This is a genomic window from Streptomyces sp. NPDC079167 (genome assembly GCF_040686735.1).
Lineage (GTDB): Bacteria > Actinomycetota > Actinomycetes > Streptomycetales > Streptomycetaceae > Streptomyces.
This window is the reverse complement of record NZ_JBFBLO010000003.1, coordinates 80356-105170: the sequence shown is the minus strand read 5'-3', so window position 1 is coordinate 105170 and position 24815 is coordinate 80356. Positions and strand designations below refer to the sequence as shown.

Annotated in this window: 22 protein-coding genes; 13 read left to right on the top strand and 9 right to left on the bottom strand. The window is 72.0% G+C overall.

Going from position 1 to position 24815, the window contains the following annotated elements:
- Positions 1-24 precede the first annotated feature (24 nt).
- Together AB0P41_RS08125 and AB0P41_RS08120 are read right to left on the bottom strand one after the other, a co-directional pair.
- A complete protein-coding gene (locus AB0P41_RS08125) occupies positions 25-546 on the bottom strand; it encodes a hypothetical protein (protein WP_356709288.1) in 522 nt (173 codons plus the stop codon).
- A 106-nt stretch (positions 547-652) separates the two neighbouring features.
- Positions 653-1138, bottom strand: coding sequence for a peroxiredoxin (locus tag AB0P41_RS08120; protein ID WP_356709290.1), 486 nt, complete (start codon positions 1136-1138; stop codon positions 653-655).
- A gap of 156 nt (positions 1139-1294) precedes the next feature.
- Here AB0P41_RS08120 and AB0P41_RS08115 point away from each other — a divergent pair, with 156 nt between their 5' ends.
- The 3 genes from AB0P41_RS08115 (at position 1295) to AB0P41_RS08105 (ending at position 4259) form a co-directional block, all read left to right on the top strand.
- On the top strand, positions 1295-2038 hold the full coding sequence (locus AB0P41_RS08115) for an alpha/beta fold hydrolase (RefSeq protein ID WP_356709291.1): 744 nt from the start codon (positions 1295-1297) through the stop codon (positions 2036-2038).
- A 75-nt stretch (positions 2039-2113) separates the two neighbouring features.
- On the top strand, positions 2114-3808 hold the full coding sequence (locus tag AB0P41_RS08110; RefSeq protein ID WP_365930861.1) for a SpoIIE family protein phosphatase: 1695 nt from the start codon (positions 2114-2116) through the stop codon (positions 3806-3808).
- 49 nt (positions 3809-3857) lie between these two features.
- Positions 3858-4259, top strand: coding sequence for a hypothetical protein (locus AB0P41_RS08105; protein WP_356709294.1), 402 nt, complete (start codon positions 3858-3860; stop codon positions 4257-4259).
- A 25-nt stretch (positions 4260-4284) separates the two neighbouring features.
- On the opposite strand, the gene AB0P41_RS08100 is transcribed toward AB0P41_RS08105, so the two are convergent.
- Together AB0P41_RS08100 and AB0P41_RS08095 are read right to left on the bottom strand one after the other, a co-directional pair.
- Positions 4285-4503 (bottom strand): hypothetical protein, encoded by a 219-nt coding sequence (locus AB0P41_RS08100; RefSeq protein ID WP_356709296.1) that lies wholly within the window; start codon positions 4501-4503, stop codon positions 4285-4287.
- A 144-nt stretch (positions 4504-4647) separates the two neighbouring features.
- Positions 4648-5232, bottom strand: a complete 585-nt coding sequence (locus tag AB0P41_RS08095) for a hypothetical protein (protein WP_365930859.1) — start codon at positions 5230-5232, stop codon at positions 4648-4650.
- A 333-nt stretch (positions 5233-5565) separates the two neighbouring features.
- On the opposite strand from AB0P41_RS08095, the gene AB0P41_RS08090 reads away from it, so the two are divergent.
- From AB0P41_RS08090 to AB0P41_RS08075, 4 genes are all read left to right on the top strand, one after another.
- Complete coding sequence (locus tag AB0P41_RS08090; protein ID WP_356709301.1) at positions 5566-5919, top strand: MerR family transcriptional regulator; 354 nt, start codon at positions 5566-5568, stop codon at positions 5917-5919.
- Between the two features lie 305 nt (positions 5920-6224).
- Positions 6225-6428 carry a cold-shock protein gene (locus tag AB0P41_RS08085; RefSeq protein ID WP_031090619.1) on the top strand — a complete coding sequence of 68 codons (204 nt, stop codon included), beginning with the start codon at positions 6225-6227 and terminating at the stop codon, positions 6426-6428.
- Between the two features lie 298 nt (positions 6429-6726).
- The gene (locus tag AB0P41_RS08080) at positions 6727-8289 is read left to right on the top strand and encodes a DEAD/DEAH box helicase (protein WP_365930858.1); all 1563 of its coding nucleotides are present in this window, start codon (positions 6727-6729) and stop codon (positions 8287-8289) included.
- Between the two features lie 64 nt (positions 8290-8353).
- Complete coding sequence (locus tag AB0P41_RS08075; RefSeq protein WP_356709305.1) at positions 8354-8662, top strand: SCO5918 family protein; 309 nt, start codon at positions 8354-8356, stop codon at positions 8660-8662.
- 78 nt (positions 8663-8740) lie between these two features.
- Here the strand turns inward: AB0P41_RS08075 and AB0P41_RS08070 are convergent, their stop codons facing one another.
- A complete protein-coding gene (locus tag AB0P41_RS08070; RefSeq protein ID WP_365930857.1) occupies positions 8741-9649 on the bottom strand; it encodes a zinc-binding dehydrogenase in 909 nt (302 codons plus the stop codon).
- Positions 9650-9824: 175 nt separating this feature from the next.
- On the opposite strand from AB0P41_RS08070, the gene AB0P41_RS08065 reads away from it, so the two are divergent.
- Positions 9825-10589: an SDR family oxidoreductase gene (locus AB0P41_RS08065; RefSeq protein ID WP_365930855.1), complete on the top strand. Its 765-nt coding sequence runs from the start codon at positions 9825-9827 to the stop codon at positions 10587-10589.
- A 6-nt stretch (positions 10590-10595) separates the two neighbouring features.
- Here the strand turns inward: AB0P41_RS08065 and AB0P41_RS08060 are convergent, their stop codons facing one another.
- Positions 10596-11507, bottom strand: a complete 912-nt coding sequence (locus tag AB0P41_RS08060; protein ID WP_365930854.1) for a ScbA/BarX family gamma-butyrolactone biosynthesis protein — start codon at positions 11505-11507, stop codon at positions 10596-10598.
- A gap of 106 nt (positions 11508-11613) precedes the next feature.
- Between AB0P41_RS08060 and AB0P41_RS08055 the strand changes: the two genes are divergently transcribed.
- A complete protein-coding gene (locus AB0P41_RS08055; protein ID WP_365930852.1) occupies positions 11614-12258 on the top strand; it encodes a ScbR family autoregulator-binding transcription factor in 645 nt (214 codons plus the stop codon).
- 116 nt (positions 12259-12374) lie between these two features.
- Positions 12375-13124 (top strand): peptidoglycan recognition protein, encoded by a 750-nt coding sequence (locus AB0P41_RS08050; protein WP_365930850.1) that lies wholly within the window; start codon positions 12375-12377, stop codon positions 13122-13124.
- On the opposite strand, the gene AB0P41_RS08045 is transcribed toward AB0P41_RS08050, so the two are convergent.
- Positions 13102-13467 carry a PH domain-containing protein gene (locus AB0P41_RS08045; protein WP_356709317.1) on the bottom strand — a complete coding sequence of 122 codons (366 nt, stop codon included), beginning with the start codon at positions 13465-13467 and terminating at the stop codon, positions 13102-13104. The genes AB0P41_RS08050 and AB0P41_RS08045 overlap by 23 nt on opposite strands.
- Before the next feature lie 126 nt (positions 13468-13593).
- Here AB0P41_RS08045 and AB0P41_RS08040 point away from each other — a divergent pair, with 126 nt between their 5' ends.
- Positions 13594-14439, top strand: coding sequence for a transglycosylase family protein (locus AB0P41_RS08040; RefSeq protein WP_365930849.1), 846 nt, complete (start codon positions 13594-13596; stop codon positions 14437-14439).
- Between the two features lie 20 nt (positions 14440-14459).
- Here AB0P41_RS08040 and AB0P41_RS08035 read toward each other — a convergent pair whose 3' ends face one another.
- Complete coding sequence (locus AB0P41_RS08035) at positions 14460-17777, bottom strand: right-handed parallel beta-helix repeat-containing protein (protein ID WP_365930847.1); 3318 nt, start codon at positions 17775-17777, stop codon at positions 14460-14462.
- A 186-nt stretch (positions 17778-17963) separates the two neighbouring features.
- Here AB0P41_RS08035 and AB0P41_RS08030 point away from each other — a divergent pair, with 186 nt between their 5' ends.
- Positions 17964-19169 (top strand): S8 family serine peptidase, encoded by a 1206-nt coding sequence (locus tag AB0P41_RS08030; protein WP_365930845.1) that lies wholly within the window; start codon positions 17964-17966, stop codon positions 19167-19169.
- Here the strand turns inward: AB0P41_RS08030 and eccCa are convergent.
- The gene (gene eccCa / locus AB0P41_RS08025) at positions 19166-23128 is read right to left on the bottom strand and encodes a type VII secretion protein EccCa (RefSeq protein WP_356709463.1); all 3963 of its coding nucleotides are present in this window, start codon (positions 23126-23128) and stop codon (positions 19166-19168) included. The genes AB0P41_RS08030 and eccCa overlap by 4 nt on opposite strands.
- 281 nt (positions 23129-23409) lie before the next feature.
- Here eccCa and eccD point away from each other — a divergent pair, with 281 nt between their 5' ends.
- Positions 23410-24810 (top strand): type VII secretion integral membrane protein EccD, encoded by a 1401-nt coding sequence (gene eccD / locus AB0P41_RS08020; RefSeq protein ID WP_356709325.1) that lies wholly within the window; start codon positions 23410-23412, stop codon positions 24808-24810.
- Positions 24811-24815 lie beyond the last annotated feature (5 nt).

The following is a 24815-nucleotide window of genomic DNA, read 5'->3' as shown; positions in this document are numbered from 1 at the left end:
GACAGGCGTGTGACTCTGTGGTGGTCAGCGCTCGACGGGGCGGACCGTGACCGAGGTGGTCGAAAGCGTGGCCTCCACCCAGATCTCGGCACCGCGTTCGACCGGTACGGCGCTCTTCGCGGAGAACTTCACGGTCTGGCCCGCGAGCCGGAGCAGGACCTCGCCGTACCCGTCGGCCGGGATCGGGGTGACCACCGAGCCCGAGGTGCCGACCAGGTCGTCCCCGCGTGGTGTGGCCGTGGTCTGATCCCGCATCAGGGCCTGGCTGAACTTCCATGTCAGCCACGCCGCGACGACGCCCGCGACCGCTCCGGCCGTGAGGGCGACGGGGACTCCGGCCCCGGTGGTGCCGAGGACGATCGCTCCGCCGAAGCCGAGCATGGACAGGAAGCCGGCGATGACGGGCAGGGAGAGCAGGCCGTCGAAGAAGCCGTTCAACAGCCCGCCCAGAGCGTCCCCGAGGAGCCCTTCGAGGATCCCGTCGAAGATCAGGGAGAGGGCGAGAAGCGCGATACCCGCAATACCGAGACCGAGGAGAACGGTCACGTGATCACTCCCCCGTTTGTTCGCTGTCCCCCGAAAAGCTTCCGTCGAACCGACTGAATGGTCCCACGGCGGACCCGGCGGCGGCACTGCCGGAGTCCGGCAGTCTTTACCGGCTTCCGATGCCGGAAAGCTGCTGGGCGAGCGTGTCGAGCGACTGGAAGGTGGCGCCGAGCAGGGCGACGTGCTTCCACCGGACCACGCCGTCCGGCCCGATCAGGAAGACGGAACGGCGTACGCCGATGCCGGGAGCGGCGACCCCGTAGGCCCGGGCGGTCTCCCGTCCCGTGTCGGCCAGCAGGGGCATGCGCAGGCCGTGGCCACGGGCGAAGGACTCATGACTGTCCACACCCTGTGGACTGATTCCCCAGACCTCGGCGTCGAGGTTCTCGAAGGTCTCGAGCCCCGAGGAGTACGAGCAGAGCTGCTTGGTGCAGACGGAAGTGTTGTCACCCGGGTAGAAGGCGAGGACGACGGCCCGGCCGCGCGCGGCGGAGAGCGTGTGGTCGCGCCGCGTGAAGGTGTCCTCGGTGAGTACGCCCCCGGGCAGGGTGAAGTCCGGTGCGGGGTGTCCGACTTGAGGTCCTGACGCCATGTCGGCGGCTCCTTGGGTCGCGTAGGGGAACGGTCCGTGCGTCCCCCAGTGAACGGCACTTTCCACGCATCGACACGTTCGACCCATCCGTAGGCCCTCCGGCACCGAACATGAGGTGTGCGGGCGTCGGCCCGCGACCCCGATCTGGAGGTAAGCGTGGCCGGAAGACCGCCGTCGGCAGCCGTGCTCGTTCTCCACGGCGGTTACGAGACGGGCATGGCCGCGCCGCCACCCGGCGCCCTGAACCTGCCCGGTCTGCGGATGCTGCCGTTCTCGCGCGTGGTGGCGCGCGCGGTGCGCGGTGACCCCGGCGTGCGCGTGCAGCGGGTCCGTTACACGCACCGGGGCTGGAACGGCTCCCGCGAGGATCCGCTGCACGACACGTTGCGGGTGCTGGACGCCCTGCGGCGGGAGGCGGGTGACATCCCCGTGGTCCTCCTCGGCCACTCCATGGGAGCCCGTGCCGCCCTCCACGCCGCGGGCCACCCGCTGGTCCGCTCGGTGGTGGGCCTCGCGCCGTGGTGCCCGCCCGGCGACCCGGTGACCCAGCTCGCGGGGCGTGACGTCGTCCTGCTGCACAGCACGCGGGACCGGGTGACGAGCCCCCTGGCGTCCCAGTCGCTCACGGCCAGGGCACGCAGAGCGGGCGCCAGGACCTGTCTGGTGACGATCCCGGGCAGCGACCACGCGATGATCCGCCGGGCTCCGGCCTGGCACCACCTGGCGGGCCTGCTGGTGACCGGGCTGCTGGGCCTTGCACCGGTGCCGAAACGGGTCGAGGCGGCGTTCGGGCTGCCGCGGGGCGCCGCGGCCTCCGAAGGGACCCTGTCGCTGGACGGACTCGACGCCGGTCGGCCGGGCCCGCGGAGATGCGGGGCGGTGCGGGGCGGCGGACGATGAGGGGCCGGGTGCTCGGTGGCCCGTGAGGGCCGCGCGCTCCGCACCCGCCAGGCACGATCCCCTCCGGAGGCTCCGTTGCAGGTCGAAGAGCACGCCGATCCGCCGCCCTCCGACCTGACGGCACTGGCCGCGCTGATCGGCAGCAGCCCGGCGGGGGTGGCGGTCTTCGACACCGAGCTGCGCTATGTGTACGTGAACCCGGCACTCGAACGGCTCAACGGCGCGTCGGCCGCCGCGCACCTGGGCAGAAGCGTCGGCGAGGTGCTGCCGGACATGCGGGTCCGGACGGACGTCATGCGCCAGGTGCTGGCCGACGGCATGCCCCGGGAGATCACCACCAGCGGACAGACCTGGGTGGACTCCGTCATCGATCGGAGGTACTGGCGTGTGGCCCTGCACCGGTACGAGGTGGACGGACGGGTGCGCGGACTCATCGCGATCGCCCAGGAGGTCACCGCGACCGAGAACGAACGGGAGGAACTGCGGCGGGCCAGGAGCTATCTGACGCTCCTCGACAACGCGGCCGTCGCCATCGGCACGACGCTGGACGTGGAGACCACCTGCCAGGAGCTCGCGGAGTTCGTGGTGCCGGTGATGGCCGACGTCGCCGTCGTCGAGGTGATCCCGGAGGACAACGGGCGCCCCCGCCGTGAGCCGCCGCCCGGAGCGCTGCGGCTGCGCAGGGCCGGTGCGGCCTCGATCCCGGAACTCGCCGACTCGATCGCCCAGTTCGGCGGGCCCGGTACGGACATCGACTACCAGGAGGACGCGGCCGTGCCCCGCTGCCTGGCCGCCGACGAGCCGGTGATCGAGAACCTGTACGGCGACGGGCAGCTCGGCCGCTCGGCGCCCACCCCCGAACGGGTCGCCGCCTACCGGGCCGTCGGCCTCCACTCGGCCCTCGTCGTACCGCTCACCGCGCGCGGACGCCCCCTGGGGGCGCTCAGCCTGTTGCGGGCCGGGGAGTCCCCTTCCTTCACGGAAGGACTGGACATGGTCGTCGCCCGTACGCTCGCGGGCCGTGCCGCCGTCGACGTGGACCACGCCTACCGCTACACGCACGAGCACCGCGTCGCCCGGGAGCTCCAGCGCTCCCTGCTCTCCGAGCCGCGGGTGCCCAACCCGGGCATCGAGGTCGCGTCCCTCTACCTTCCCGCGGGCGCGGGGGCCCTGGTGGGCGGGGACTGGTTCGACGCCATCCCGCTGCAGGGAGGACGGCATCTCAAGGTGATGGGCGATGTGATGGGGCACGGGGTGGAGGCCGCCGTGGCCATGAGCAACTACCGCTCGATGCTGCGCATCATGGCCGACGACGACCAGCCGCCGCACCGCATTCTCGAGCGGCTCGACAAGGCCGTGGAACACTCCGGCCTCGACCGGGCGGCGACCTGCCTGGTCGCCGTCGTCGACCGGAAGGAGGGGGTCTGCGAGGTGGCCAGTGCGGGACATCCGCCACCGGTGTTCATCGACCCCGGGGCGTCCGGGGCGCGGGTGGCACGTATGCCCGTGGGGCCGCCGCTCGGTACGGGCTTCGGCGGATACCGGACGACGGTGCTGCCCTGCGGCCCCGGAACGGTGCTGTTCATGTACACCGACGGCCTGGTGGAGCGCCGGGGCGAGGACATCGACGTCTCCATCGAGCGGCTCGCACACCTCACCATGCCGGTGAGCGGGCGGCTCCAGGACCTGCTGGGCGAGGTCGTGGCACGCTTCGCCGAGGGGGCCGAGGACGACATCGCGGTGCTGGCCTCGCGGAGCCGGGGCTACTGAACGTCCTCCGCAGGGGGCGTTGTCAGTGGCCGGTGCGAGGATTCACGGCATGGAACCTCTGCTGCTCACCGACATCGAAGCCGCCGTCCGCAGCAGCTGGGACGCGGACACCACCACGCCCGCGCACCGGGCACAGTGGGATCCCGGGAACCCGGCCCGCGACCAGTGCGGCGTCACCGCGCTGGTGATCAACGACCTGCTGGGCGGCGAGCTGATCCGCGGAGAGGTGCGGGTCGACGGCGTCCGCGTCGACTACCACTGGTGGAACCGGCTGGGCATGGGGATCGAGATCGACCTGACGCGGGAGCAGTTCGCTCCGCACGAGCTGGTGTCCGGGGGCGTGGCCGTCGAGCGTCCGGCGGAGATCGTGCGGCTCCGCGAGGAGTACGAGCTGCTGAGGGCCCGGGTGCTGGAGAGGCTGCGGGGGCGGATACGCGCAGGGGCCGCCTGAGCGGCGGCCCCCGGTGGCGCTCGGTTCAGCCGGCGTGCTGCCGGGAGTGCCCGCGCAGCCGGCGCAGGACGATCAGGGCGGATGTGACCAGGGGGAGCAGCCCCGCCACGGTGTTCGCGGCGGTCAGTTTGTCCTGGGTGCCTCGGGCCCGGCGCATCTGCTTGACGGTGCGGACGACGGCGATCGCGCTGCTGCCCAGGCTCAGGAGCAGTCCGACCTTGGAGTTCGCGGGTTTCCTGGGCATCTGCGTGCCTCCCGGTGACATCGCTGCGCGGCCCCTCCGTCCACGTAACCGGCTCCGGGCCGGGTCCGCAATCGGGGAGCGGGGTGAGCCCGGGAGGTCACGCGGGCCCGGGGGCCGGGTGGTCACGCCTCGGTGACCGGGCGGTCAGGCGAAGAGGAAGCCGGCTGCCGTCGCCGCGCCCGCGGCCGCCCCCGCCACCGTCTGGGCCACCGAGTGGTAACGCAGCGCCACCCGCGACCAGCACACGGCGAGGGCCGCCGCGCCCGCGCACAGCCACCACAGGGAGTGCGTGACGCTGAGGAGGGCCACCACGGCCGACGCGACCGCCGAGTCCACGGAGATCTTCCAGACCGTGTTGACCGCCAGGAGCACCGTCGTCATGACCCACAGGGAGATCATCGCGATCAGGATGCCGAGGGGCGCGTGGCCCAGCACCATGATCAGCGCTCCGGTGCCGACCGAGCCGAGGATCACCAGGAAGATGGGCGCCCGCTGGGTCCGGTCCACGACATGGCGGTCGCCCCAGGTGCCGCGCCCGCGCTCCCACTCGATGTAGCCGGCGGGGACGAGTCCCGCGCAGAGGGCGCCGAGGAAGCCCCAGAGCAGCCCGGTCCAGTCGCCCGCGGAGGCCACCCCGATGGCGAGCATGCCGACGAGGAGCACATTGCGGGGCTGCAGGACGTCCGTGACCGTGCGGGCCACCGTCGTGGCCTTGGCCGTGTCGCTCATGCTGGGTGTGCTCCGGATCGCGCGGACCACGCGGACACGGGCGGCCGCGCGTGAACGTAGCCCTTCACGACGGGGGATGCGTGAAGGGCTACCCGAGCAGTATGACCGTTCGCAGGTCTGCCGACAACTGACCGGTCGGTCAGCCTTGTTGGGGTGGTCGCCCGGCTACGGAGGGCTTCCGCCGGGCACCGCCCGGCCGGCGGCCGGACGCGGGCGACGCCGGGGACGGAGGAAACCTGTTCCGGCCGCGATAGACATGGCCTACCCGTACGCCTAGGGTTTCTTGTGCAGCCAGGTCACATCGGTGACCGGTGCGCAACAGAAGAGGTGCAGATGCCCCCGGAGTCCCCGTCGCCTGCCACGGACCGTCTCGACGACGACGACTACCCCGCGTACACGATGGGGCGGGCCGCGGAGATGATCGGTGCGACGCCCGGCTTCCTCAGGGCCATCGGCGAGGCCCGCCTGATCACGCCGCTGCGCTCCGAGGGAGGCCATCGGCGTTACTCCCGCTACCAGCTGCGCATCGCGTCCCGGGCCCGGGAACTGGTGGACGGCGGCACACCGATCGAGGCGGCCTGCCGCATCGTCATCCTGGAGGACCAGCTCGAAGAGGCGCTGCGTCTCAACGAGGAACTGCGGCGGCCCGCGCCCGGCCGTCCCGGCCGGAGCGGCATCGATTCCTGACCGGTGGACGGGCGTATATCTGTTTCGGTCGGCACAGAAATACGCGCAATCAGCGGTGAGAGTTTATGCCTTGCACGGTGGAGCGACGCGGTAGTGATATGGCGTACAGCTCGCTTGTGCCCAAATCGTGCTACTGTTGACCTCAGTTGCAGTTGTGGTTCCCAAAACTTCAAGTGCACTCACCGTTTTCACTCCGGTGGGCGCGCTTTTGTATTTCCGGTTTCTTCCGGTCGGGGCAATCATTTGCGGCGACGTAGGGCTCACACAGTGTGGGCCCACGGGCAACGCCCCGAAGGAGATATGACATGGCTACTGGCACCGTGAAGTGGTTCAACGCGGAAAAGGGTTTCGGCTTCATCGAGCAGGAGGGTGGCGGCGCTGACGTCTTCGCCCACTACTCGAACATCGCCGCCCAGGGCTTCCGCGAGCTGCAGGAAGGCCAGAAGGTGAACTTCGACGTCACGCAGGGCCAGAAGGGCCCGCAGGCGGAGAACATCACCCCCGCCTGATCGCAGACGTACAGCGCAGCTGGGGCCCGCACCTTGGGGTGCGGGTCCCGGCTCGTTGTGTTTTCCCGGCCGTCACCGACGCCGTCGCACCGGTGGAGTAATTCCCGGTGAGGGCGGGCCGGAGCACGGCAGTCAACTGCAGTCATATGGAGTGCCGAATCCTGCTGGTTCATCCGGCGGACGGACTTCGTTTTTCGATATTTCATCGGCTCGTTCTTGCGATTCTTGGCGCCGTACATGGCTGCAGCCGCCCGGAAAGAATCCCTCGACACGTGCCATTCGAGGGAAGGGTTCTTCTTTGAACCGCGATCGCACATCTCGCACGAACGACCGATTTTCCCGGACGCGCTCCGGCGGATCCACAGGCAGCCGTACCGCCAACGGATTCCGCGGGACGGCGTCCGGCAGGCAGGGCGCCCCGGGTTCGGGGGGCCGCTCCGGCGCACCCAAGCGCTCGGGTGGCTACGGCCGCCGCTCCTCCTCCGTGTCGGGTGAATTCGCCCTGCCGGTGACCATCACCCCCGCACTGCCCGCTGCGGAGTCCTTCGCGGACCTGGACATGCCGGCGCCGCTGCTGGCGGCACTGGTGTCCGAGGGCATGTCCGTGCCGTTCCCCATCCAGGCGGCCACCCTCCCGAACTCGCTCGCCGGACGGGACGTCCTGGGCCGCGGTCGCACCGGCTCGGGCAAGACGCTCGCCTTCGGGCTGGCCCTGCTGGCCCGCACCGCGGGCAACCGCGCCGACGCGCGCCGTCCGCTCGCCCTGGTCCTCGTCCCCACCCGGGAGCTGGCCCAGCAGGTCACCGACGCGCTCACCCCGTACGCCCGGTCCCTCAAGCTCCGGCTGGCCACGGTCGTCGGCGGCATGTCGATCGGCCGCCAGGCCAGCGCGCTGCGCGGCGGCGCCGAAGTCGTGGTCGCCACCCCGGGCCGGCTGAAGGACCTCATCGAGCGCGGCGACTGCAAGCTGGACCGGGTCGCCATCACCGTCCTCGACGAGGCCGACCAGATGGCCGACATGGGCTTCATGCCCCAGGTCACCGAGCTGCTGGACCAGGTGAACGCCGACGGTCAGCGGATGCTGTTCTCGGCCACCCTGGACCGCAACGTCGACCTCCTGGTCCGCCGCTACCTGCACGACCCGGTCGTCCACTCGGTGGACCCCGCGGCCGGTGCGGTGACGACGATGGAGCACCACGTGCTCTACGTCCAGGGCGCCGACAAGTACGCCACGACCACCGAGATCGCCGCCCGCGACGGCCGGGTGATCATGTTCCTGGACACCAAGCACGCGGTGGACAAGCTCACCGACCACCTGCTGCACAGCGGTGTCCGGGCGGCCGCGCTGCACGGTGGCAAGTCGCAGCCCCAGCGCACCCGCACCCTGGACCGGTTCAAGACCGGTCATGTCACGGTGCTGGTCGCCACGAACGTCGCCGCCCGCGGCATCCACGTCGACAACCTCGACCTGGTCGTCAACGTGGACCCGCCGAGCGACCACAAGGACTACCTGCACCGCGGCGGACGTACCGCGCGGGCCGGGGAGTCCGGCAGCGTCGTCACGCTCGTGCTGCCCAACCAGCGCCGCGAGATGACCCGGCTGATGGCGGACGCCGGCATCACGCCGCAGATCGCCCAGGTCCGCTCCGGCGAGGCTGAGCTCAGCCGCATCACCGGCGCCCAGGCGCCGTCGGGGGTGCCCGTCACGATCACCTCACCGGTCTCGGAGCGCAAGAGCAGTTCCGGTCCCCGTGGCCGACGCGGCGCGCGTCCCGGCCAGGGCCGCCGCTCCAACGCCAACACGGCGACGCCGCAGGCGCGTGCCGCGTCGGCGCAGCGCCGGGCCAACAAGGCCGCGTAGTCGCCCGGCCGGGAACCCGGCCGACCCTGTCCGGCTCACTCCACGACCACCCTGTTGAGGCACCATGCGCTGTGTCATCGCCCGCTTCCCTTTCGACCTCTTCAAGCACGACGTCGAGGACGCGATGAAGGGCGTCAAGCCCGAGCCCGTCACGGGTGACGCGGTGGTGGTCAACCGCCGCGTCTACCCCGTCAAGCAGGTCGGCGAGATCATCACCCGGCAGGACCGCCGGGACTTCTCCGCCGGCGAGGTGACCAGGGCGCTGACGCGTCTGGGCTTCACCTGCCGCCCGGCGGAGGTGCCCGCTCCCGCGGTGCCCCTCACCCCGCTGGAGAACGCGTCCGCCATGCTCGGAACGCCCGGCGAGGTCTGAGCCCGGGCCCCGCTTCCGCGCATCCGCACCCCCGAGGCCTCCGGGCCCCGGGGGTGCGGTGCGTCCGGAGCCCGCAGCTCAGGGAGTGAGGATCAGCTTCCCGGTGGTCCTGCGTGCGAGCAGGTCCTCATGGGCGCGCCGGGCCTCGGCCAGCGGGTAGCTGCCGCCGGTCACGGGCCTGAGACGGCCCTCGGCGACCAGGGTGAAGAGCTCTTTCAGAGGGCCGCTGACCCCGCCCGGGGCCGAGAGCGCGGGGCGCAGCCAGAACCCGACGACGGAGGCGTTGAGCCGGCCGAGACGCCCGGGGTCGACGGGGGTGAAGCCGTCGCGTGCGGCGTTCCCGTAGGTCACCAGTCGTCCGAACGACGCCAGGGAGCCCAGGGCCTGGTCGAACAGCTCCCCGCCCACGGCGTCCAGGACGACATCGGCCTTCTCCGCGAGGGGGTAGGTGATCACCGCGTCGGCGCCGAGTTCCAGGGCGAGCCGCTCCTTGTCCGGTGTGGAGGCCTGGGCCAGCACCCGGCCGGCTCCGAACTCCCGGGCGAGCTGGACGGCCAGGCTGCCGACCCCGCCCGCCGCGGAGTGCACGACGACGGTCTCGCCGCTGCGCAGCCGGGCCGCGGACCGCAGCAGGTGCCAGGCGGTCAGGCCCTGCATCATGAGGGCGAGTGCCTGGGCCGCGCCGAGGTCCTCGGGGATCTCCACGACGCCGGACTCCTTGGCGGTCACCTGCTCCGCGTATCCGTGGGAGACCCGTGCCAGTACCCGCCGGCCGTCCTGGGTGCGGCCCACGACCTCGCTGCCGGGGACGTACGGCAGGGCGTCGGCGGCGAGGTAGGAACCATCCACCTGGTGGGTGTCCGCGAAGTTCACCCCGGCGGCCTCGACGGTGAGGAGCACCTCTCCGGGGCCGGGCACGGGTGCGGCCAGTTCCACGGGGCGGAGTACGTCAGGACCACCGAAGCGGTCGAACTGGATGGCGAGCATGCCGCAGAGTACCGCGAGGCCCGCCGGGGGCTCCTGCGGACCGCTGTCGGAAACCGGTGAGATGAGAGACAAAAACAGGACATTCGGTATGTTATGGGTATGGCCCAGGAGTCCCTGGCGGAGCCCAGGGGGAACGGCCATGGCCGGGGTCCGCAGTGCCTGCCAGACTGCCGCCATGAGCGATCTTCTCCACGACAGAGTCGTCCTGATCACCGGGGCGAGCAGCGGTATCGGCGCGGCGGCGGCACGGGTGTTCTCCGAGGAGGGCGCCACGGTGGTCCTGGCGGCGCGCCGGGAGGACCGACTGGCCTCGCTGACCGCCGAATTGAGGGACAAGGGGGCCCAAGCCTCGTACGTCGTCTGCGATGTCACCGTGGCGGAGGACGCCGCCCGCGCCGTCGGCTTCACGGTCGACACCTACGGGCGCCTGGACTCGGCCTTCAACAACGCGGGACTCGGCGGCGACCGGACGCCCCTCCACCTCATGGGCGACGACGTCTACGACGCGGTCATGGACACCAACGTGCGGGGTGTCTGGAACTGCCTCCGCCACGAGATCGCGGCCATGCTGCCCAACACCAGGGGCTGTTCCATCGTGAACAACAGCAGTGTGGGCGGGCTGGTGGCCATACCGGCGGCCGCGCCCTACATAGCCGCCAAGCACGCGGTCATCGGCCTCACCAGGGCCGCTGCGGACGAGTACGTCCAACAGGGCATCAGGGTCAACGCGGTGGCGCCCGGCACGACCCGCAGCGAGATCACGGCCGACTGGTTCGGGCGCAATCCCGGGCTGGAGGAGATGGTCAACAGCCGTACGCCCCAGGGGCGTACGGCTGAGCCGGAGGAGATCGCCAACGCGGTGGCCTGGCTTCTCAGCGACCGCTGCCCCTTCCTGACGGGCACGGTCATGCCGGTGGACGGCGGCTTCATCAACCAGTGAGCCGTGTCAGTCGCACGGACCGGTCAGCCGGCCCCGGAAGACCGTTTCTCCTTCCTGTTCCGCGGTGACCAGGACGGAGATTTCCCCGGGGCCGGCGGGCAGGATCTCCGCCTCGACCCAGCAGGGGCGGTCGAACTCGGCGTACCGCTCGAAGGCGCTGGTGACGGTGGTCGCCTCGAAGCGCGCGGGGTGCACCGCGGCGTGCGCGGCCTGGTGCGCGGCCTCCATCAGGACCAGTCCCGGGACGTGGTCCACCGGGTGGTCGTAGAGCACGACGTTGGCCACGTCGTTGCGCAACTGCCAGCGGCGTGGCCGGTCCCCGGCCGCCAGGACCACGTCCGCCGGGGTGTGCCGGCCGACGGTGCGGGGGTCCACCGGGGCGGGCAGGGGCCAGGCGTTCCAGTCGACGGCGAGTTGTTCACCACGGAGCCTGCGGTAGGCGCGCGGTGAAATCCAGCCGAACTCGGATTCCGCATGGGCCACGATGCTGTCACCCTGGAGCACGCGGACGTCCATGCCGAGCGAACTGACGGCCGTGCCGCGCTTTTTGGGCTCCGTGACGGACACCTCGACAGCGAGGTCACAGGGGCCTGCGGGGGGAACGCCGAAACCCGGCGCGACGGTGAAGTCGAAGTAGTGGAGCAGGGTTTGATCGGAGAGCGGAACCCCGTACGCCGCGTGCGCGATGATCAGACCGCTCTGCCGGATGGTCTGCGTGAGCACACGGGGGTCGTACGGGAGGCCGGCCGCAGGGGCGGGCCACTGCGCGGAGAGCGAGAACTCGCCATCTTCGCGGCGCCGCCAGGCGGTCAGGAAGACCATCTCGGGGCGTCCGAGGTGGACGTACTCCTTGGGGATGCCCTCCTGGTCCTCCGCTGATTCCTGCGGCGGGGGCGGAGCAACAGGTATGTCGGGCACAGCCCTCCCGGATACAGAACAAAAATGGGCATTACGGCGCTGATATGATACCGGCTCACCGGTACTTTTTGAAGAAGCGTCAGGCCACGTTCAAGGAGAGCGCGAGTTGGCACGACAGCAACGGGCGATCCGCACGCGCAGAATCTTCCTCGAGGCCGCCGCCGAGGTCTTCGACGAGCACGGCTACGACGCCGCCACGATCGCCGCGATCCTCGACCGGGCCGGTCTCACGAGAGGTGCGCTCTACTTCCACTTCACGTCGAAGGAGGAGCTGGCCCGCGGTGTGCTCCAGGAGGCGGTGACCTCGGACGGGGTCACCCCGCAGACCTTCAAGCTGCAGGAATGGGTGGACATAGCGCTCCTGCTCGCCTACCGGCTGCCCCGGGAGCCCCTGCTCAGTGCATCGATCCGGCTCTCCGTCGACCCTCGGGCGCGCGGGCTGTTCGGCACCCGCTGGCCTGACTGGATCACCCTCGGTACGGAGATACTCACCGAGGCCAGGGAGCGGGGCGAGCTCCTTCCGCACGTCGATCCGGAGGCCACGTCGCGGCTCTTCGTCGGGGCGTGGACCGGGGTCCAGCTGGTGACCGAGTCCATGGCCGAGCCCCCGGACCTGGTCGGCGAGATCTCCGCCCTCTTCGAGCTGATCCTCCCGAACAACGCGGTCCCGGGTGTGCTGGCCCGGCTCGACACCTCCCCGCACCGCGCCGCACGCATCATCGAGCAGCAGCAGGCGGTCGCCGTTTCCTGACCGCCTGCACCGGGAGCAGGCCGGGCCGGCGCGGGGGTGGCGAACTGCTCGCGGTCGGGTCACCCGACTGGGTGTGGGCGCCTGCGACGCCGCTGGTCGGCCCGCATGGTGGCCGTATGTGGCTTCGCCGAACCGTCGTGTGCGCCATGGTCGTGCCGCTGGCGTTCCTGGTCATCCGGGACGCGCCGGTCCGCCTTGCCGCGCCCGATCAGGCCACCGCGAAGCCGGCCGCACAGCCTGCCGCCCCGCGCCCCGCGATCGTCAGCCGGGCCGAGTGGCACGCGGACGAGAGCCTGGTGAAGGAGGACGCGGTCTACACGGGGACGGTGAAGGCCGTCTTCGTCCACCATACCGGTCACACCAACGCCTACGACTGCGCCGACGCCCCCAGGATGCTCCGGGCGATGGAGGAGATGCACGTCCGGGGCGAGGGCTGGGACGACATCGGCTACAACTTCGTCGTCGACCGCTGCGGGACCGTGTACGAGGGCAGGGCGGGCGGTGTCGGACGTTCCGTCCGCGGGGCCCACACCACCGGGTTTAACGCGCACAGTGTGGGCATCGCGGCCCTCGGCACCTTCGGCCCCGGCGTGCCGGTACCGAAGGCGCTCATCGAGGGGATCGCGAAGGTCGGCGCGTGGAAACTGGACCGGGCCGTCGACCCCCAGGGCTTCGTGCGGCTGGTCTCCACGAACGACGACAGCCTGTACCGGCGCGGTGAGGTGGTCCACCTCCACGCCGTGGCCGGCCACCGCGACACCTTCTCGACGTACTGCCCGGGCGAGGCGCTCTACGCCCAACTGCCCGCCATCCGAGCAGAGATGGCCGATCTGCGGGACCGGGCTAGCGCGCGACGTACTGGGTGAGGACGGCCTGCACCTCGTAGATGTCGACGCCCTTGGTGAACGTCTTCTGGATCGGTGTCGCGGACCCGGAGATCCAGATCTTGAGCTCGGCGTCCAGATCGAAGGTCCCCGCCGTCTCCACCGCGAAGTGCGTGATGCTCCGGTACGGGACGGAGTGGTACTCCACCTTCTTGCCGGTGATCCCCTGCTTGTCGATGAGGACGAGCCTGCGGTCGGTGAAGAGGATCGTGTCGCGGATCAGGAGATACGCGGCGTGCACCTGCTCGCCCTGGCCGAGAAGCCGCGCGTAGTCACGCTGCGCGGCCGCCGGATCGACGGTGTGCGCGTTACCGAACAGTGCCATGAAGGACCCTCCACCCGAGTGAATGTGCGGGCGTTGAACGCGTCAAAGCCCAAGGAAAAGAATATCGGCGGCTTATCTGTTCGTGCCCTTGCACACCTTCTGGAGCACAGCGGAGGAAATACCGTCATGCCGGCATCACCCCTCGCCAAGCGGCCCGTCGAATCGGTGCTCGCCCTTCTGCTCGTCCTCCTGAGCGTGCTCGGCCTCGCCGGCCGCAGCGTCGCCGACGCCCCCGCCCAGGCCCCGGCCCAGGCACCCGCCCAGGCCGTACCGGCGCAGGCCGCCCCCGCCCGGGCCGTCATCGCGCCGACCGTCACGGCGGGCACCGACTGGGACCGCATCGCCGAGTGCGAGAGCAGCGGGCGCTGGGACACCAACACCGGCAACGGCTACCACGGTGGTCTCCAGTTCTCCCCGTCCACCTGGCGGGCCTACGGCGGTGGGCAGTACGCACCCCGCGCCGACCTCGCCACGAAGTCCGAGCAGATCGCCGTCGGTGAACGCGTCGCCCGGGGTCAGGGAATGGGCGCCTGGCCCAACTGCGGACGCCTCGGTGTCAGCGGTACGTCGAGCTCCTCGTCCGGCAGCGGTGACAGCGGCGCTGTCGACGGGAACGACACGGCGCAGGCGGCCCCCGAGCGCCAGTCGAGCGGTAGTTCGAACAGTGGCTCGTCCGGGAACACGTCGTCCGGTAACACGTCGTCCGGCAGCACATCCTCCGGGAACACGTCGGGCAGCACGCACGACAGTGACGACAGCACCACGGGCAGCGGCAGCGGAGCGACGCAGTACGACGAGGACCTCGTCGACGAGGAGACGTACGTCGTCGAGCCCGGTGACTGCCTCTCGGTGATCGCCGAGCGTGCGGATGTGCCCGGTGGCTGGCCCGCGCTGTACGAGCTGAACCGCGACGCCCTGGACCACGGGCCGCACCTCATCTTCCCCGGTCAGCACCTCCGACTGGACGCCTGAACCATGACGACCGCGGTGATTCAGCGGCCCGGCAGGGCCGGAACGTCCTCGGGAACCAGCCGGCGCAGTACGTCGAGAGCCGGGGAGTCCAGTGCGGAGAGCCTGCGGGCCTGGTGCGTGGTCATGCGATCGAGGATCTGCCGCGAGGTACGGGCGTTGCCGAACGAGGCGTCACGCGGAAGCGCGTCCACATAGCTGTGAAGAGCCTTGAGCGTGTCGTCCGGGCAGTCGTATCCGGAGTCCGCGGCGTGCCGGGCCATGATGCCGACGAGTTCGTCGGTGCTGTAGTGCTCGAATTCCACGGTACGCGAGAAGCGTGAGGCGAGACCAGGGTTGGAATCCAGGAAGCGCCGCATCTCGTGGGTGTAGCCGGCCGCGATGACGACGACGTCGTCACGGTGGTCCTCCATCAGCTTGAGCAGAGTCTCCACGGCCTCACGGCCGAAGTCGGAGGTCGCCCCCTCGGGAGTGAGGGTGTAGGCCTCGTCGATGAACAGCACACCACCCAGGGCGCTCTCGAAGACCTCCTTGGTGAGCTGCGCGGTGTGGCCGACGTAACGTCCGACCAGGTCCGCGCGTGCCACCTCGACGAGCTGGCCCCGGGGAAGTACCCCGAGAGAGTGCAGGAGCCCGGCGTAGAGGCGGGCCACAGTGGTCTTACCGGTGCCGGGAGGCCCGGAGAAGATCAGATGGTGGCTGACCTTGGGTGTCGGCAGACCGGCCGCCTTGCGGCGGCGGGAGGAGTCCAGGAGGGACACCAGGTCGTTGACCTCGCGTTTGACCGCTGCGAGACCGACCATCGAGTCGAGCCGGGAGAGGAGTTCGGTGGAGTCCGACGCACCACTCGCGGGATCGGCGGGCGGAGCCACATCGTCCGGCAGGAGCATCGAGAGGTCGCTCTCGGCGGGTTCGGCCATGCTGCTCAGCCGGAAGGCCTGGCGGTCGACCATCTCCTCGAAGACACGGCGGGCGGCCCGGCCGTTGCCGAAGGAGGCGTCACGGGTCATGGACGTGTAGTGCGCGGCGAGGGCGTCGAGCGTGCGCGGGTCCAGCTCGTAGCGGTGGGTCTCACACATGGACTCGGTGATGGTGACGAGCTCTTCGACCGAGTAGTTGGCGAATTCGACGGTGCGGGTGAAGCGGGAGGCCAGACCGGGGTTGGACGTGAGGAAGGAGTCCATCTCGCCGGTGTAGCCGGCGGCGATGACGACGACGTCGTCGCGGTGGTCCTCCATGAGCTTGAGCAGCGTGTCGACGGCCTCCTTGCCGAAGTCGGCGCCGGACCCCTTGCTGTCGGAGAGCAGGGTGTACGCCTCGTCGATGAACAGGACCCCGCCGAGGGCCTCGTTGAAGGCCTCGGTCGTCTTGATGGCGGTGCCGCCGATGATCTGCGCCACCAGATCGGCGCGGGAGACCTCCACCAGGTGTCCTGAGCGCAGGACGCCGAGGTCGGTGAGGATCCCGCCGTAGAGCCGGGCGACGGTGGTCTTGCCGGTTCCGGGCGGGCCGGAGAAGACCAGGTGGCGGCTCATGGGCGGGGCCGGCATGCCGAGGCGGGCACGCCGCTGGGCCAGCTGGTTGAGGTGGACGAGGGTGCGGACCTGGTGCTTGACGTCGGAGAGGCCGATCAGTGACTCCAGCTCCTCCAGGGGGCCGGCCGGTGGCGGGGGCGATGCCTTGCGCCCGGGTGCGCCGGCCTGGCCCGGTACGGTGCCGGCCGATTCGCCCCAGGAGTCGGGGAGCGCGTTGTCGGCACTGATCAGGTGCTCGACGACGAGCCGGTCACCCGGTGCGGTCCCGCGCAGGCCCGCGCCGCGGTTGTCGCGTACGGCGCAGCCGGTGACGGTGACCGCCTCGGCGGTGTCGACGCGGATGCCGTCACCCACGTTCGCGTCGGTCCGGCACTCGTCCAGGGACGCCCGCGACCCGGCCGCCAGCAGCACGCCGTGCGCGCCCGAGCCGGTGAAGTGGACGCGCAGAGCGGTCAGCTCGCCCCCATTCTCGACGAGGACGCCGGACGCGGCGGAGGACCGGATGCTGCCGTCCCGCACGGTGACGGCCGCCTGCGGGCCGATGAGGACGCCTGCCTCGCAACTGGCCTCCACGGTGGTGTCGCCGAGCTCCGGCCGGCCTCCGTCGGCGGCCCGGACCCCGGCCTTGCCCGCACCGTGGATCTCGCAGGACTCCAGCCTGCCGCGGCCGTCCTCCACGACCTCGACCCCGTGGCCACCGGGCGAGGTGATCCGCGCCCGGCGCAGCAGCGGCTGGGCGCCGGAGCGGATCAGGATGCCCGTCCCGGCCGGGTCCGTGACGTCGAGTCCGTCGAACTCCGCCAGCGAGTCGTCCTCCAGGACGACCGCTCCGGAAGTGCCGGTCCCCGCCGCGCAGTCGCGGACGGCCGTGGACGTGAACATCGGGGTGCTCGATCCGCGTACGAGGACGGCGGGTGCGGCAGAGGCGTCGAACTCGCAGCCGTCGAAGGTGCCCCGGGAGCGCTCCGAGACAGCGAGCCCGCCGCCCCCGGTGCGCTGGGTCCGGCAGCGGCGCAGTTCGGGATCGGCGCCCGAGGCGAGGGCGATCCCGAGCCCCGTGGTGTCCAGGACGGTCACCTCTTCGAGGGTGGGGCGGGCGTCACTGGTGATGTAGACGCCGACGGCCGTGTCGTGCACGGTAGTCCGGCGGACCTGGGTCGAGCTGCTGCCTTCCAGGGCGACGGCGGGCTTGCGCGCACCGGAGATGTCGCAGTGCTCGACGACCCCCTGTGCCGAGCCGTTGGCGAGGACGCCGTTGCCCCGGGTGTCGCGGATCCGGCAGCCGCGCACCGTCGTACGGGCCTCTTCGCTGAGGACCACACCCGAGGTCCCCAGGTTCTCCACGACGCAGTCCGCGACGACGCTGCCCGCGGGGGACATGTCCACGATGCCCGCGCCCGCCGGGTTGGTGATGCGGCAGCCCCGCAGGGCGAGCGCTCCGGTCTCCCTCGCCAGGACGGCGGTCCACCCCGACCCGAGGACGGTGCAGCCGTCCATCCCGAGCTGGCCGCGCGGCGCGTCCACGACGGGCAGGTCGTCGGCGCCGCCGCGCAGGGTGAGGTCGGTGAGCATCACCGCGTCGGCGAGGAGGACGAGGGCGCTGCCCCGGCGCGGGCATATCTCCACGCTGCCGGGGTCCCCGTCGGCGACGAGGGTGACCCGGTTGCGTACGGTCAGGCTCTCGGGGTAGCGGCCGGGGGCGATCTGGATCACCGCTCCGGTGCGCGCCGCGGCCAGGGCCTCACCGATCGTCCGGAAACCACCGTTCGGTCGTTCCGGTGACACCGTGAGCAACTGCCGTGACACGCCCTGAACCTCCTCGCTTCGCCGCCGCGTCCGATACTTGCCGACGCCGGGGGACGGGACGGGAGGGCCTCGGTGTGCGCCGGGTGAAGCCTGGGCGAACGGCGGGTGTCACGACGGGCGTTGCCGGTGACGGCGCTGTGCCGTGCGCGTCGCCCCGACGTCATCTGCGGTGCCTAGCGTGGGCCCATGCGACGAGCCTGCTGCCACCGTGCGTCCGCGAGGCCGGGAGCGAGGGCGGCTCTCACCGCCGTGGCCGCCCTGCTGACAACGGTCGGTGCCACGCCTGCCGTTGCCGCGGACACCGTCGAACTCCCCGTCGTACGAAGCCTTCTCGCGCCGGGTGAGGCGTGTGCCACCGCGTCCGGCCGCAGCGCCGAGGCGGAGCCGTGGACCGTGCGGGCGCTGGGGCTGTCCCGGGCGTGGTCGCTGGACGAGGGCGCCGGGGTGACCGTGGCCGTGGTCGGCACCGGGGTGGGTACGGACGTTCCGGGGCTCGCCGGACGGGTCCGTGCCCTGGGGGACGCGGGCGAGGACTGCGTGGGCCACGGGAGCTTCGCCGCCGGGGTCATCGCCGGTGCGCGCATCGAGGGGGTGGGCCCGGCGGGCGTAGCGCCCCGGGCACGGATCCTGGCCGTACGGGGTACCGACGAGCGGGGGGCCGCCACGCCGGGCCGGGTGGCGGCGGGCATCAGGGCGGCCGTGGACGCGGGGGCCGGGGTCGTCTACGTCGGGCAGGCGCTCGCAACGGGGAAGAAGGAGCTGACAGAGGCGGTCGCCCATGCCACCGCCGGGGACGCCCTCGTCGTCGCCCCCGCCGCGCCGGACGCGCTCGCCGAGGACCGTGACTCGCCGGGCGGCTACGCGCCGGCGGCGCCCTGGTACTGGCCGGCGGCGGTTCCGGGGGTCGTCGCGGTCACCGACTTCGGCCCGGACGGCGGGCGGCCCGCGAACGCCCCGGGGGTGCGCGGGGCGGACCTCGCGGCACCGGGTGACGCCGTGGTCAGCACCGGGCCGAAGGGCGCCGGGCACTACCTCGGCTCGGGAGCCTCGCTGGCCGCCGCCCAGGTCGCGGGGGCGGCCGCGCTCGTCCGGGCGCAGCATCCCGGGATGACGGCGGCCGGGACCGCTCGCCAGCTCACCGGGGCCGCTTACCCGGCGACGCCGCCCCGGCTCGACCCGTACGCGGCGATGACCGCGGTGCTGGACGGCGGTCCCGGCGGCGTACCGGAGGCGGCGCCCGCCCAGGTGGCGGCGCCGGCGCCCGACGGGCCCCGCGACCGGGCACTGCTCGTCGCCGGGATCTGCGGCGGGCTCGTCCTGCTGCTGGCGGGGGTGGGCGTGGCGCTGCCCCGGGGCCGGGCGCGGCGCTGGCGCCCGGCGGGGGACGACTAGCGCCTTTCAGGGGCGTCCAGCAGGGCTGTCTGCATCTGCACCGTCCTGCGGCGGGCTATGCGGGTGGCGCGGCCGGGCGGGAGGTTGCGTCCCTTGACGTTGCCGAAGACGTAACCCTCCGAGGGCGGGCACGACAGCAGCAGGCCAGGGGTGTTGACCTCCTGGAGCCTGCGCATCAGGTGATCGCCGAGGCCCCGGCCCGCCCCGGCCGCGGAGCGGGCGACGACCAGGTGCAGCCCGACCTCCCAGCCGAGCGCCAGCTGGTCCAGGAGCGGGTCGAAGGGGGCGTTCATCGGGCCTGTGCCGAGCATGTCGTAGTCGTCGACGAGGACGAACAGCCGCGGGCCCGTCCACCAGTCGCACAGCTTCATCCGGGCGGGCGCGATGTCGGGGCCCGGCACCCGGGTGCGTACCGCGCGGGCCGCACCGTCGACGAGGTCCTTGAGCGCGTCGATGGAGACGGCGTGGCCGAGCCGGTAGGCGTCGGGAACCACCTCCACCAGCTCGCGGCGGTAGTCGACCACCATGATCCTGGCCTCGGCCGGGGTGTAGCGGGCCATGACGGCCTCGGCCGTCAGCCGCAGCAGATTGGTCTTGCCGCTCTCGCTGTCGCCCACCACGATCATGTGGGGGCTCTCGCTGAAGTCGTGCCAGACCGTGGACAGCTCCTCCTGCTCCAGGCCGAGCGCCATACGGAAGTCGCCCTCGGCCGGAGGAAGTTCCGAGGCCGGCAGTGCGGCCGGCAGCATCCGCACCGGCGGTGCGGGCGGCCCGGACCAGGACTCCTGGAGGGCGGCGACCAGACCGGACACCCCCTCGGTGAGGTCGTCGGCGCCCTCCACCCCGTCGATGCGGGGCAGCGCCGTCAGATAGTGGAGCTTGCCCTCGCGGGTCAGGCCCCGGCCGGGGGTGCGGGGGACCGTGGCGGCCCGGCGCATGTCGATGCCGGAGTCCATGGGGTCGCCCATCCGCAGCTCCAGATGGGTGGCCGCCTGGTCGCGTACGGCCGAGGACAGCTCCACCCAGCGGGCGGTGGTGACGATGAGGTGGATGCCGTAGTTCAGTCCGCGCGCCGCTATCGCGTTGAACGTGCTGATGTGGTGGTCGTAGTCCTGCCGCACCGTCGACCAGCCGTCGATGACGAGGAAGACGTCGCCGTGCCGCTCCTCGGGGAACTCCCCGGCCGCCCGGCGGCGGCGGAACGTCGCCATGGAGTCGATGCCGTGCTCCAGGAAGAAGCGCTCGCGCGCCGCCATCAGGGTGTTGACCTCGGCGATCGTACGGCCCACGCGTTCGCTGTCGAGGCGGGCCGCGACGCCGCTGGTGTGGGGCAGACCCGCGAGTGACGCGAGGGTGCCGCCACCGAAGTCGAGGCAGTAGAACTGCACCTCGTCGGGGGTGTGGGTGAGCGCCAGGGACGTCAGGATCGTGCGGACCATGGTGCTCTTGCCGCTCTGCGGGCCGCCCGCGACGGCCACGTGCCCGCCCGAACCGGCCAGGTCGACCTGGAGCAGGTCGCGGAGCTGGTCGAAGGGCCGGTCGATGATGCCGATGGGCACCCGCAGCCGGCCGCGCCCCTCCCAGCCCGTCGTCGTCAGCCCCAGAGCGGGGTCGGGGGTGAGGGGCGGCAGGATCTGGTCGAGCGTCGGGGGCAGGCCGAGCGGTGGCAGCCACACCTGGTGCGCGGGCGGGCCGGCGCCCAGCAGCCGTTCCACGGCGACGGACAGCAGCGTGTCGCCGGTCTCGTCCGGTTCGGGCTCGGGGTCCGGAGCGGCGGGCAGATGGCGCGGCACGACGTAACCCGTCGTCCAGGGCACGGTCTGACTGGCCACCCGCGCCTGGTTCGCCCCGCCCGCCCGCTGCCGGTAGGGGCCCGAGACGTAGGCGGCGCGGAACCGGGTCAGCGCCTCCACGCCCGACTTGAGGTAGCCGCTGCCCGGCTGGGGCGGCAGCTGGTAGGCGTCCGGCACCCCGAGGACCCCGCGGCTCTCCATCGCCGAGAACGTACGCAGGCCGATGCGGTACGAGAGGTGGCTCTCCAGCTGGTGCATACGGCCCTCGTCGAGCCGCTGCGAGGCCAGCAGCAGGTGCACGCCGAGGCTGCGCCCGAGCCGGCCGATCATCACGAAGAGCTCCATGAAGTCACGGTGGGCGGAGAGCAGTTCGCTGAACTCGTCGACCACCACGAAGAGACTGGGCAGCGGGGCGAGCGGGGTGCCGGAGGCGCGGGCCTTCTCGTAGTCCAGCGCGGAGGCGTAGTTGCCGGCGCTGCGCAACAGCTCCTGGCGGCGAATCAGTTCGCCGTGCAGGGCGTCCTGCATGCGGGAGACCAGGGCGGCCTCACCCGCGAGGTTGGTGATCACGGCCGAGGTGTGGGGGAGTTCGTCCAGGCCGAGGAAGGTGGCGCCGCCCTTGAAGTCGACCAGGACGAAGTTGAGCGTCTCGGAGGAGTTGGTCAGCGCCAGGGCCAGGACCAGCGTCCGCAGCAGCTCGCTCTTGCCGGAGCCGGTGGCACCGATCAGCATCCCGTGCGGGCCCGAGCCGCCCTGTGCGGACTCCTTGATGTCGAGCTCCACCGGGGTGCCGTCGGCGCCGACCGCGATCGGCACCCGCAGCCGGGCGGGGCCGGAACTCCGCTGCCAGAGGCCGGGCGGGTCGTGACGGTACAGGTCGGCGATGCCCAGCAGCGCGGTCAGCTCCACATTGGTGGAGAGGGGCTCCCCGGCGTCGGCGCCGGTGCCCATGCGGTACGGGGAGAGGCGCTTGGCCAGGGCGGCGGCGCCGGTGGGGCCGAAGCGGTCGGGGCGGCCGAGCAGCGTCGTCTGCTCCTTGCGGTCGCGGTCGGTCCTGACGAGGCCGAAGGCGCCGGGAGTGACGTCGAAGCGGAGGGTGACCCGCCCGGGGCGCCAGGTCAGGGCCCCGGACAGATCGAGGACGACGGTGTTGCGGAGACCCGGCCCGTCCAGCCGGTGGCCCGCCGGCACGGTGCCGCCGTCCACGACGATCACGGTGAACGGCTCCTCGCGCCCGGCGGCCGCGTCCGGGTCGAACGGCGGACGTTCAAGGAACTCCGCGCCGAGCAGGTCCTCCAGCTCGTTGAACGCAGCACCCGACATCCTGGCCGGGCCGGCGCCGTCGCTCTCCTGCGGATGCATGTGGTGCGGGAGCCACTTGGCCCACTCCCAGTCCGGCCGCCGTTCGTCGGACACGCACAGGGCCACCCACACGTCGTCCGGCGCGTGGAAGGTGACCAGCTGGGCCACCATCGCGCGCGCCACGGACCGGATCTGCTCCTCGTCACCGCGGAACAGCACCCGCGCCCAGGCACGCAGATAGATGGCGATGGGCTGCTCGGGGACGGTCGCGTACGCGCGGATGAAGCTGCGCAGGGCGTGCGCGGCGAGCGGCTCCAGGTCCTCCACGGGGCTGGTCGCCATCGGGGTCAGCCGCAGCCCCAGCTTCTGCTCCCCCACGGCCACCCGGACCTCGCCGAAGTCCTCGTCCTGCGGGCGGCGTTCCCAGAGCCGGGTGGAGCCCACCAGCGACCACAGGGCGGCGGGCTCGGGATGACGCCAGGCCAGCGCGCGCTGCTGGTCGACGACGGCCGCCCTGACCTTGCGCCGGGTCTGGCCCAGATAGCGCAGGTAGTCGCGGCGTTCGCCCTTGAGCCGCTCCTTGCGCTCGCTGCTCCTGCGCATGGCCTGGCCGACCATCATCGCCCCGGTGGACAGGACCATCAGGCCCAGCGCGAGATAGATGAAGCCCCCGCTGCCCTTGGTCATGCCGGGGCGCATGAACATCAGCATCATCGACACGGACATCAGCGCCATCGGCAGGTAGGTCCAGACGGCCGAGGAGTCCGGGACCACCTCGGGCAGTGTGGGCGGTTCCTGAAGGCTCAGTTCACCGTCGGGCATCTCCGGGCCGCGCCGGCGGGCCGGCCGTCGGAACAGGACCACGCTCAAGGAAGGGTCTCAATCGTCGGAGGTCACACAGGGGTTCGACGAAAGCATGGACCGGGGCCCGTGAACGGACGGACAACGCTCAGGGGCGGGGCCGTGAACGCTGGCGGAGGGTCGGCCCTCAGCCCCCTCCGCGGGCCCCCGGACGCGGGCAGCCGTGCTTACGATCCCCCGGACGTTCCCCCCAACACGCCAGGTGGAGACGTCCGTTCGGGAAGGCACCGACCCGGGCGGGCACCTCTTCCCCCGGCGACCGCGTGCCCGGGAGAGAGGCCCCCATGACCGACACCCAGGTGGCCGGAGTGTGCCGCCTGACCGTCCGCGCACCCGCCCGGAGCATCGACCTCGCCGTCCCCGCCGACGTACCGGTGGCCGATCTGCTGCCCGCGGTCCTCGGTTACGCGGGCGACGACCTCGCGGAGGAGGGCATCGAGCACGGGGGCTGGGTCCTGCAACGCCTCGGCGGCCCGCCGCTCGACGAGGAACGCACCCTCGACTCGTACGACCTGCGCGACGGTGAGACCGTCCACCTCAGGCCCCGCACGGAGGCCCTGCCCGAGGTCCACCTCGACGACCTGGTGGACGGCATCTCGACGACCATGAACGGCCGCCCCTACGGCTGGGGACCCGCGGCGGGGCGGCGGACGCTCTGCGGACTCGCGGTGGCCGCTCTCCTGGCCGGGCTGGTCGTCCTCGCGCTCCCCGCACCGCACACCGGGACCCGGGCGCTGTGCGCCGCCCTCGCCGGGCTGCTGCTGCTCGCGGGGGCGGCGGCGGCGAGCCGCGCGGTCGGTGACGCCGGGGCGGCGGCGGCTCTCGGCTCCATGGCCGGCCCCTATCTGGCGCTGGCCGGCTGGCTGCTGACCGGGGGCGACCTCGGCGGCCCGCACCACGAGGCCGTCCTGGGGCCCAGGCTGCTCGCCGCCTCCGCCGCCGGCACGGGCGGGGCGGTGCTAGCCCTGGCGGTGGTGGCGGCCTTCGCCGCGCTGTTCCTGTGCATGGCCGTGATCGCCGTGTTCGGGGTCCTCGGGGCCGCCCTCATGATCACCGCGGACCTCGCTCCGGCGGAGGCGGCCGCGGTGTGCGTGCTGACCGCCGTGGTGCTGGGGGCCTTCGTGCCGTCGCTGTCCTTCCGGATGTCCGGGCTGCGGATGCCACCGCTCCCCACCAACGCCCAGCAGCTCCAGGAGGGCATCGAGCCCCACCCCACCGCACTCGTCGCGAACCGGACCGTGGTCGCGGACGGATGGATGACCTCGCTGTACGGGGCCGTGGGGCTGGTCTGCGCCGGGTGCCTGGGGGTGCTCGTCCGTCATGCCGGACTGCCCGAAGTCGTCCTGGTGTCGGTCCTGATCGTCCTGCTGGCGCTCCACGCGCGCGGGCTCGGCCATGTGTGGCAGCGGCTCTCCCTCGTGGTGCCCGCCGCCGGCGGCGCGCTGCTGCTCGCGGTCACGGCGGCCCGGGACGCCGCGCCGGGGACCCGGCTGCTGGTGGCCGGAACCCTGCTGTCCGTCGCCGCGCTCGCCGCGATCCTCTCCTGGACCGTGCCCGGCCGGCGGCTGGTGCCCTACTGGGGCCGGGCCGGGGAACTGCTGCACTCGGCCACCGCGATCAGCCTGCTGCCGCTCACCCTCTGGGTGCTCGGGGTCTACGGCGCCCTGCGCGCCCTCAACGCCTGACTCCG

Bases quoted from the DNA above. Each gene is read 5' to 3' on its own strand.
- AB0P41_RS08120 (WP_356709290.1), bottom strand. From the start codon at position 1,138: ATGGCGTCAGGACCTCAAGTCGGACACCCCGCACCGGACTTCACCCTG.
- AB0P41_RS08105 (WP_356709294.1), top strand. From the start codon at position 3,858: ATGGAACCTCTGCTGCTCACCGACATCGAAGCCGCCGTCCGCAGCAGC.
- AB0P41_RS08100 (WP_356709296.1), bottom strand. From the start codon at position 4,503: ATGCCCAGGAAACCCGCGAACTCCAAGGTCGGACTGCTCCTGAGCCTG.
- AB0P41_RS08095 (WP_365930859.1), bottom strand. From the start codon at position 5,232: ATGAGCGACACGGCCAAGGCCACGACGGTGGCCCGCACGGTCACGGAC.
- AB0P41_RS08090 (WP_356709301.1), top strand. From the start codon at position 5,566: ATGCCCCCGGAGTCCCCGTCGCCTGCCACGGACCGTCTCGACGACGAC.
- AB0P41_RS08085 (WP_031090619.1), top strand. From the start codon at position 6,225: ATGGCTACTGGCACCGTGAAGTGGTTCAACGCGGAAAAGGGTTTCGGC.
- AB0P41_RS08075 (WP_356709305.1), top strand. From the start codon at position 8,354: ATGCGCTGTGTCATCGCCCGCTTCCCTTTCGACCTCTTCAAGCACGAC.
- AB0P41_RS08070 (WP_365930857.1), bottom strand. From the start codon at position 9,649: ATGCTCGCCATCCAGTTCGACCGCTTCGGTGGTCCTGACGTACTCCGC.
- AB0P41_RS08065 (WP_365930855.1), top strand. From the start codon at position 9,825: ATGAGCGATCTTCTCCACGACAGAGTCGTCCTGATCACCGGGGCGAGC.
- AB0P41_RS08050 (WP_365930850.1), top strand. From the start codon at position 12,375: ATGTGGCTTCGCCGAACCGTCGTGTGCGCCATGGTCGTGCCGCTGGCG.
- AB0P41_RS08045 (WP_356709317.1), bottom strand. From the start codon at position 13,467: ATGGCACTGTTCGGTAACGCGCACACCGTCGATCCGGCGGCCGCGCAG.
- AB0P41_RS08040 (WP_365930849.1), top strand. From the start codon at position 13,594: ATGCCGGCATCACCCCTCGCCAAGCGGCCCGTCGAATCGGTGCTCGCC.
- AB0P41_RS08030 (WP_365930845.1), top strand. From the start codon at position 17,964: ATGCGACGAGCCTGCTGCCACCGTGCGTCCGCGAGGCCGGGAGCGAGG.
- eccD (WP_356709325.1), top strand. From the start codon at position 23,410: ATGACCGACACCCAGGTGGCCGGAGTGTGCCGCCTGACCGTCCGCGCA.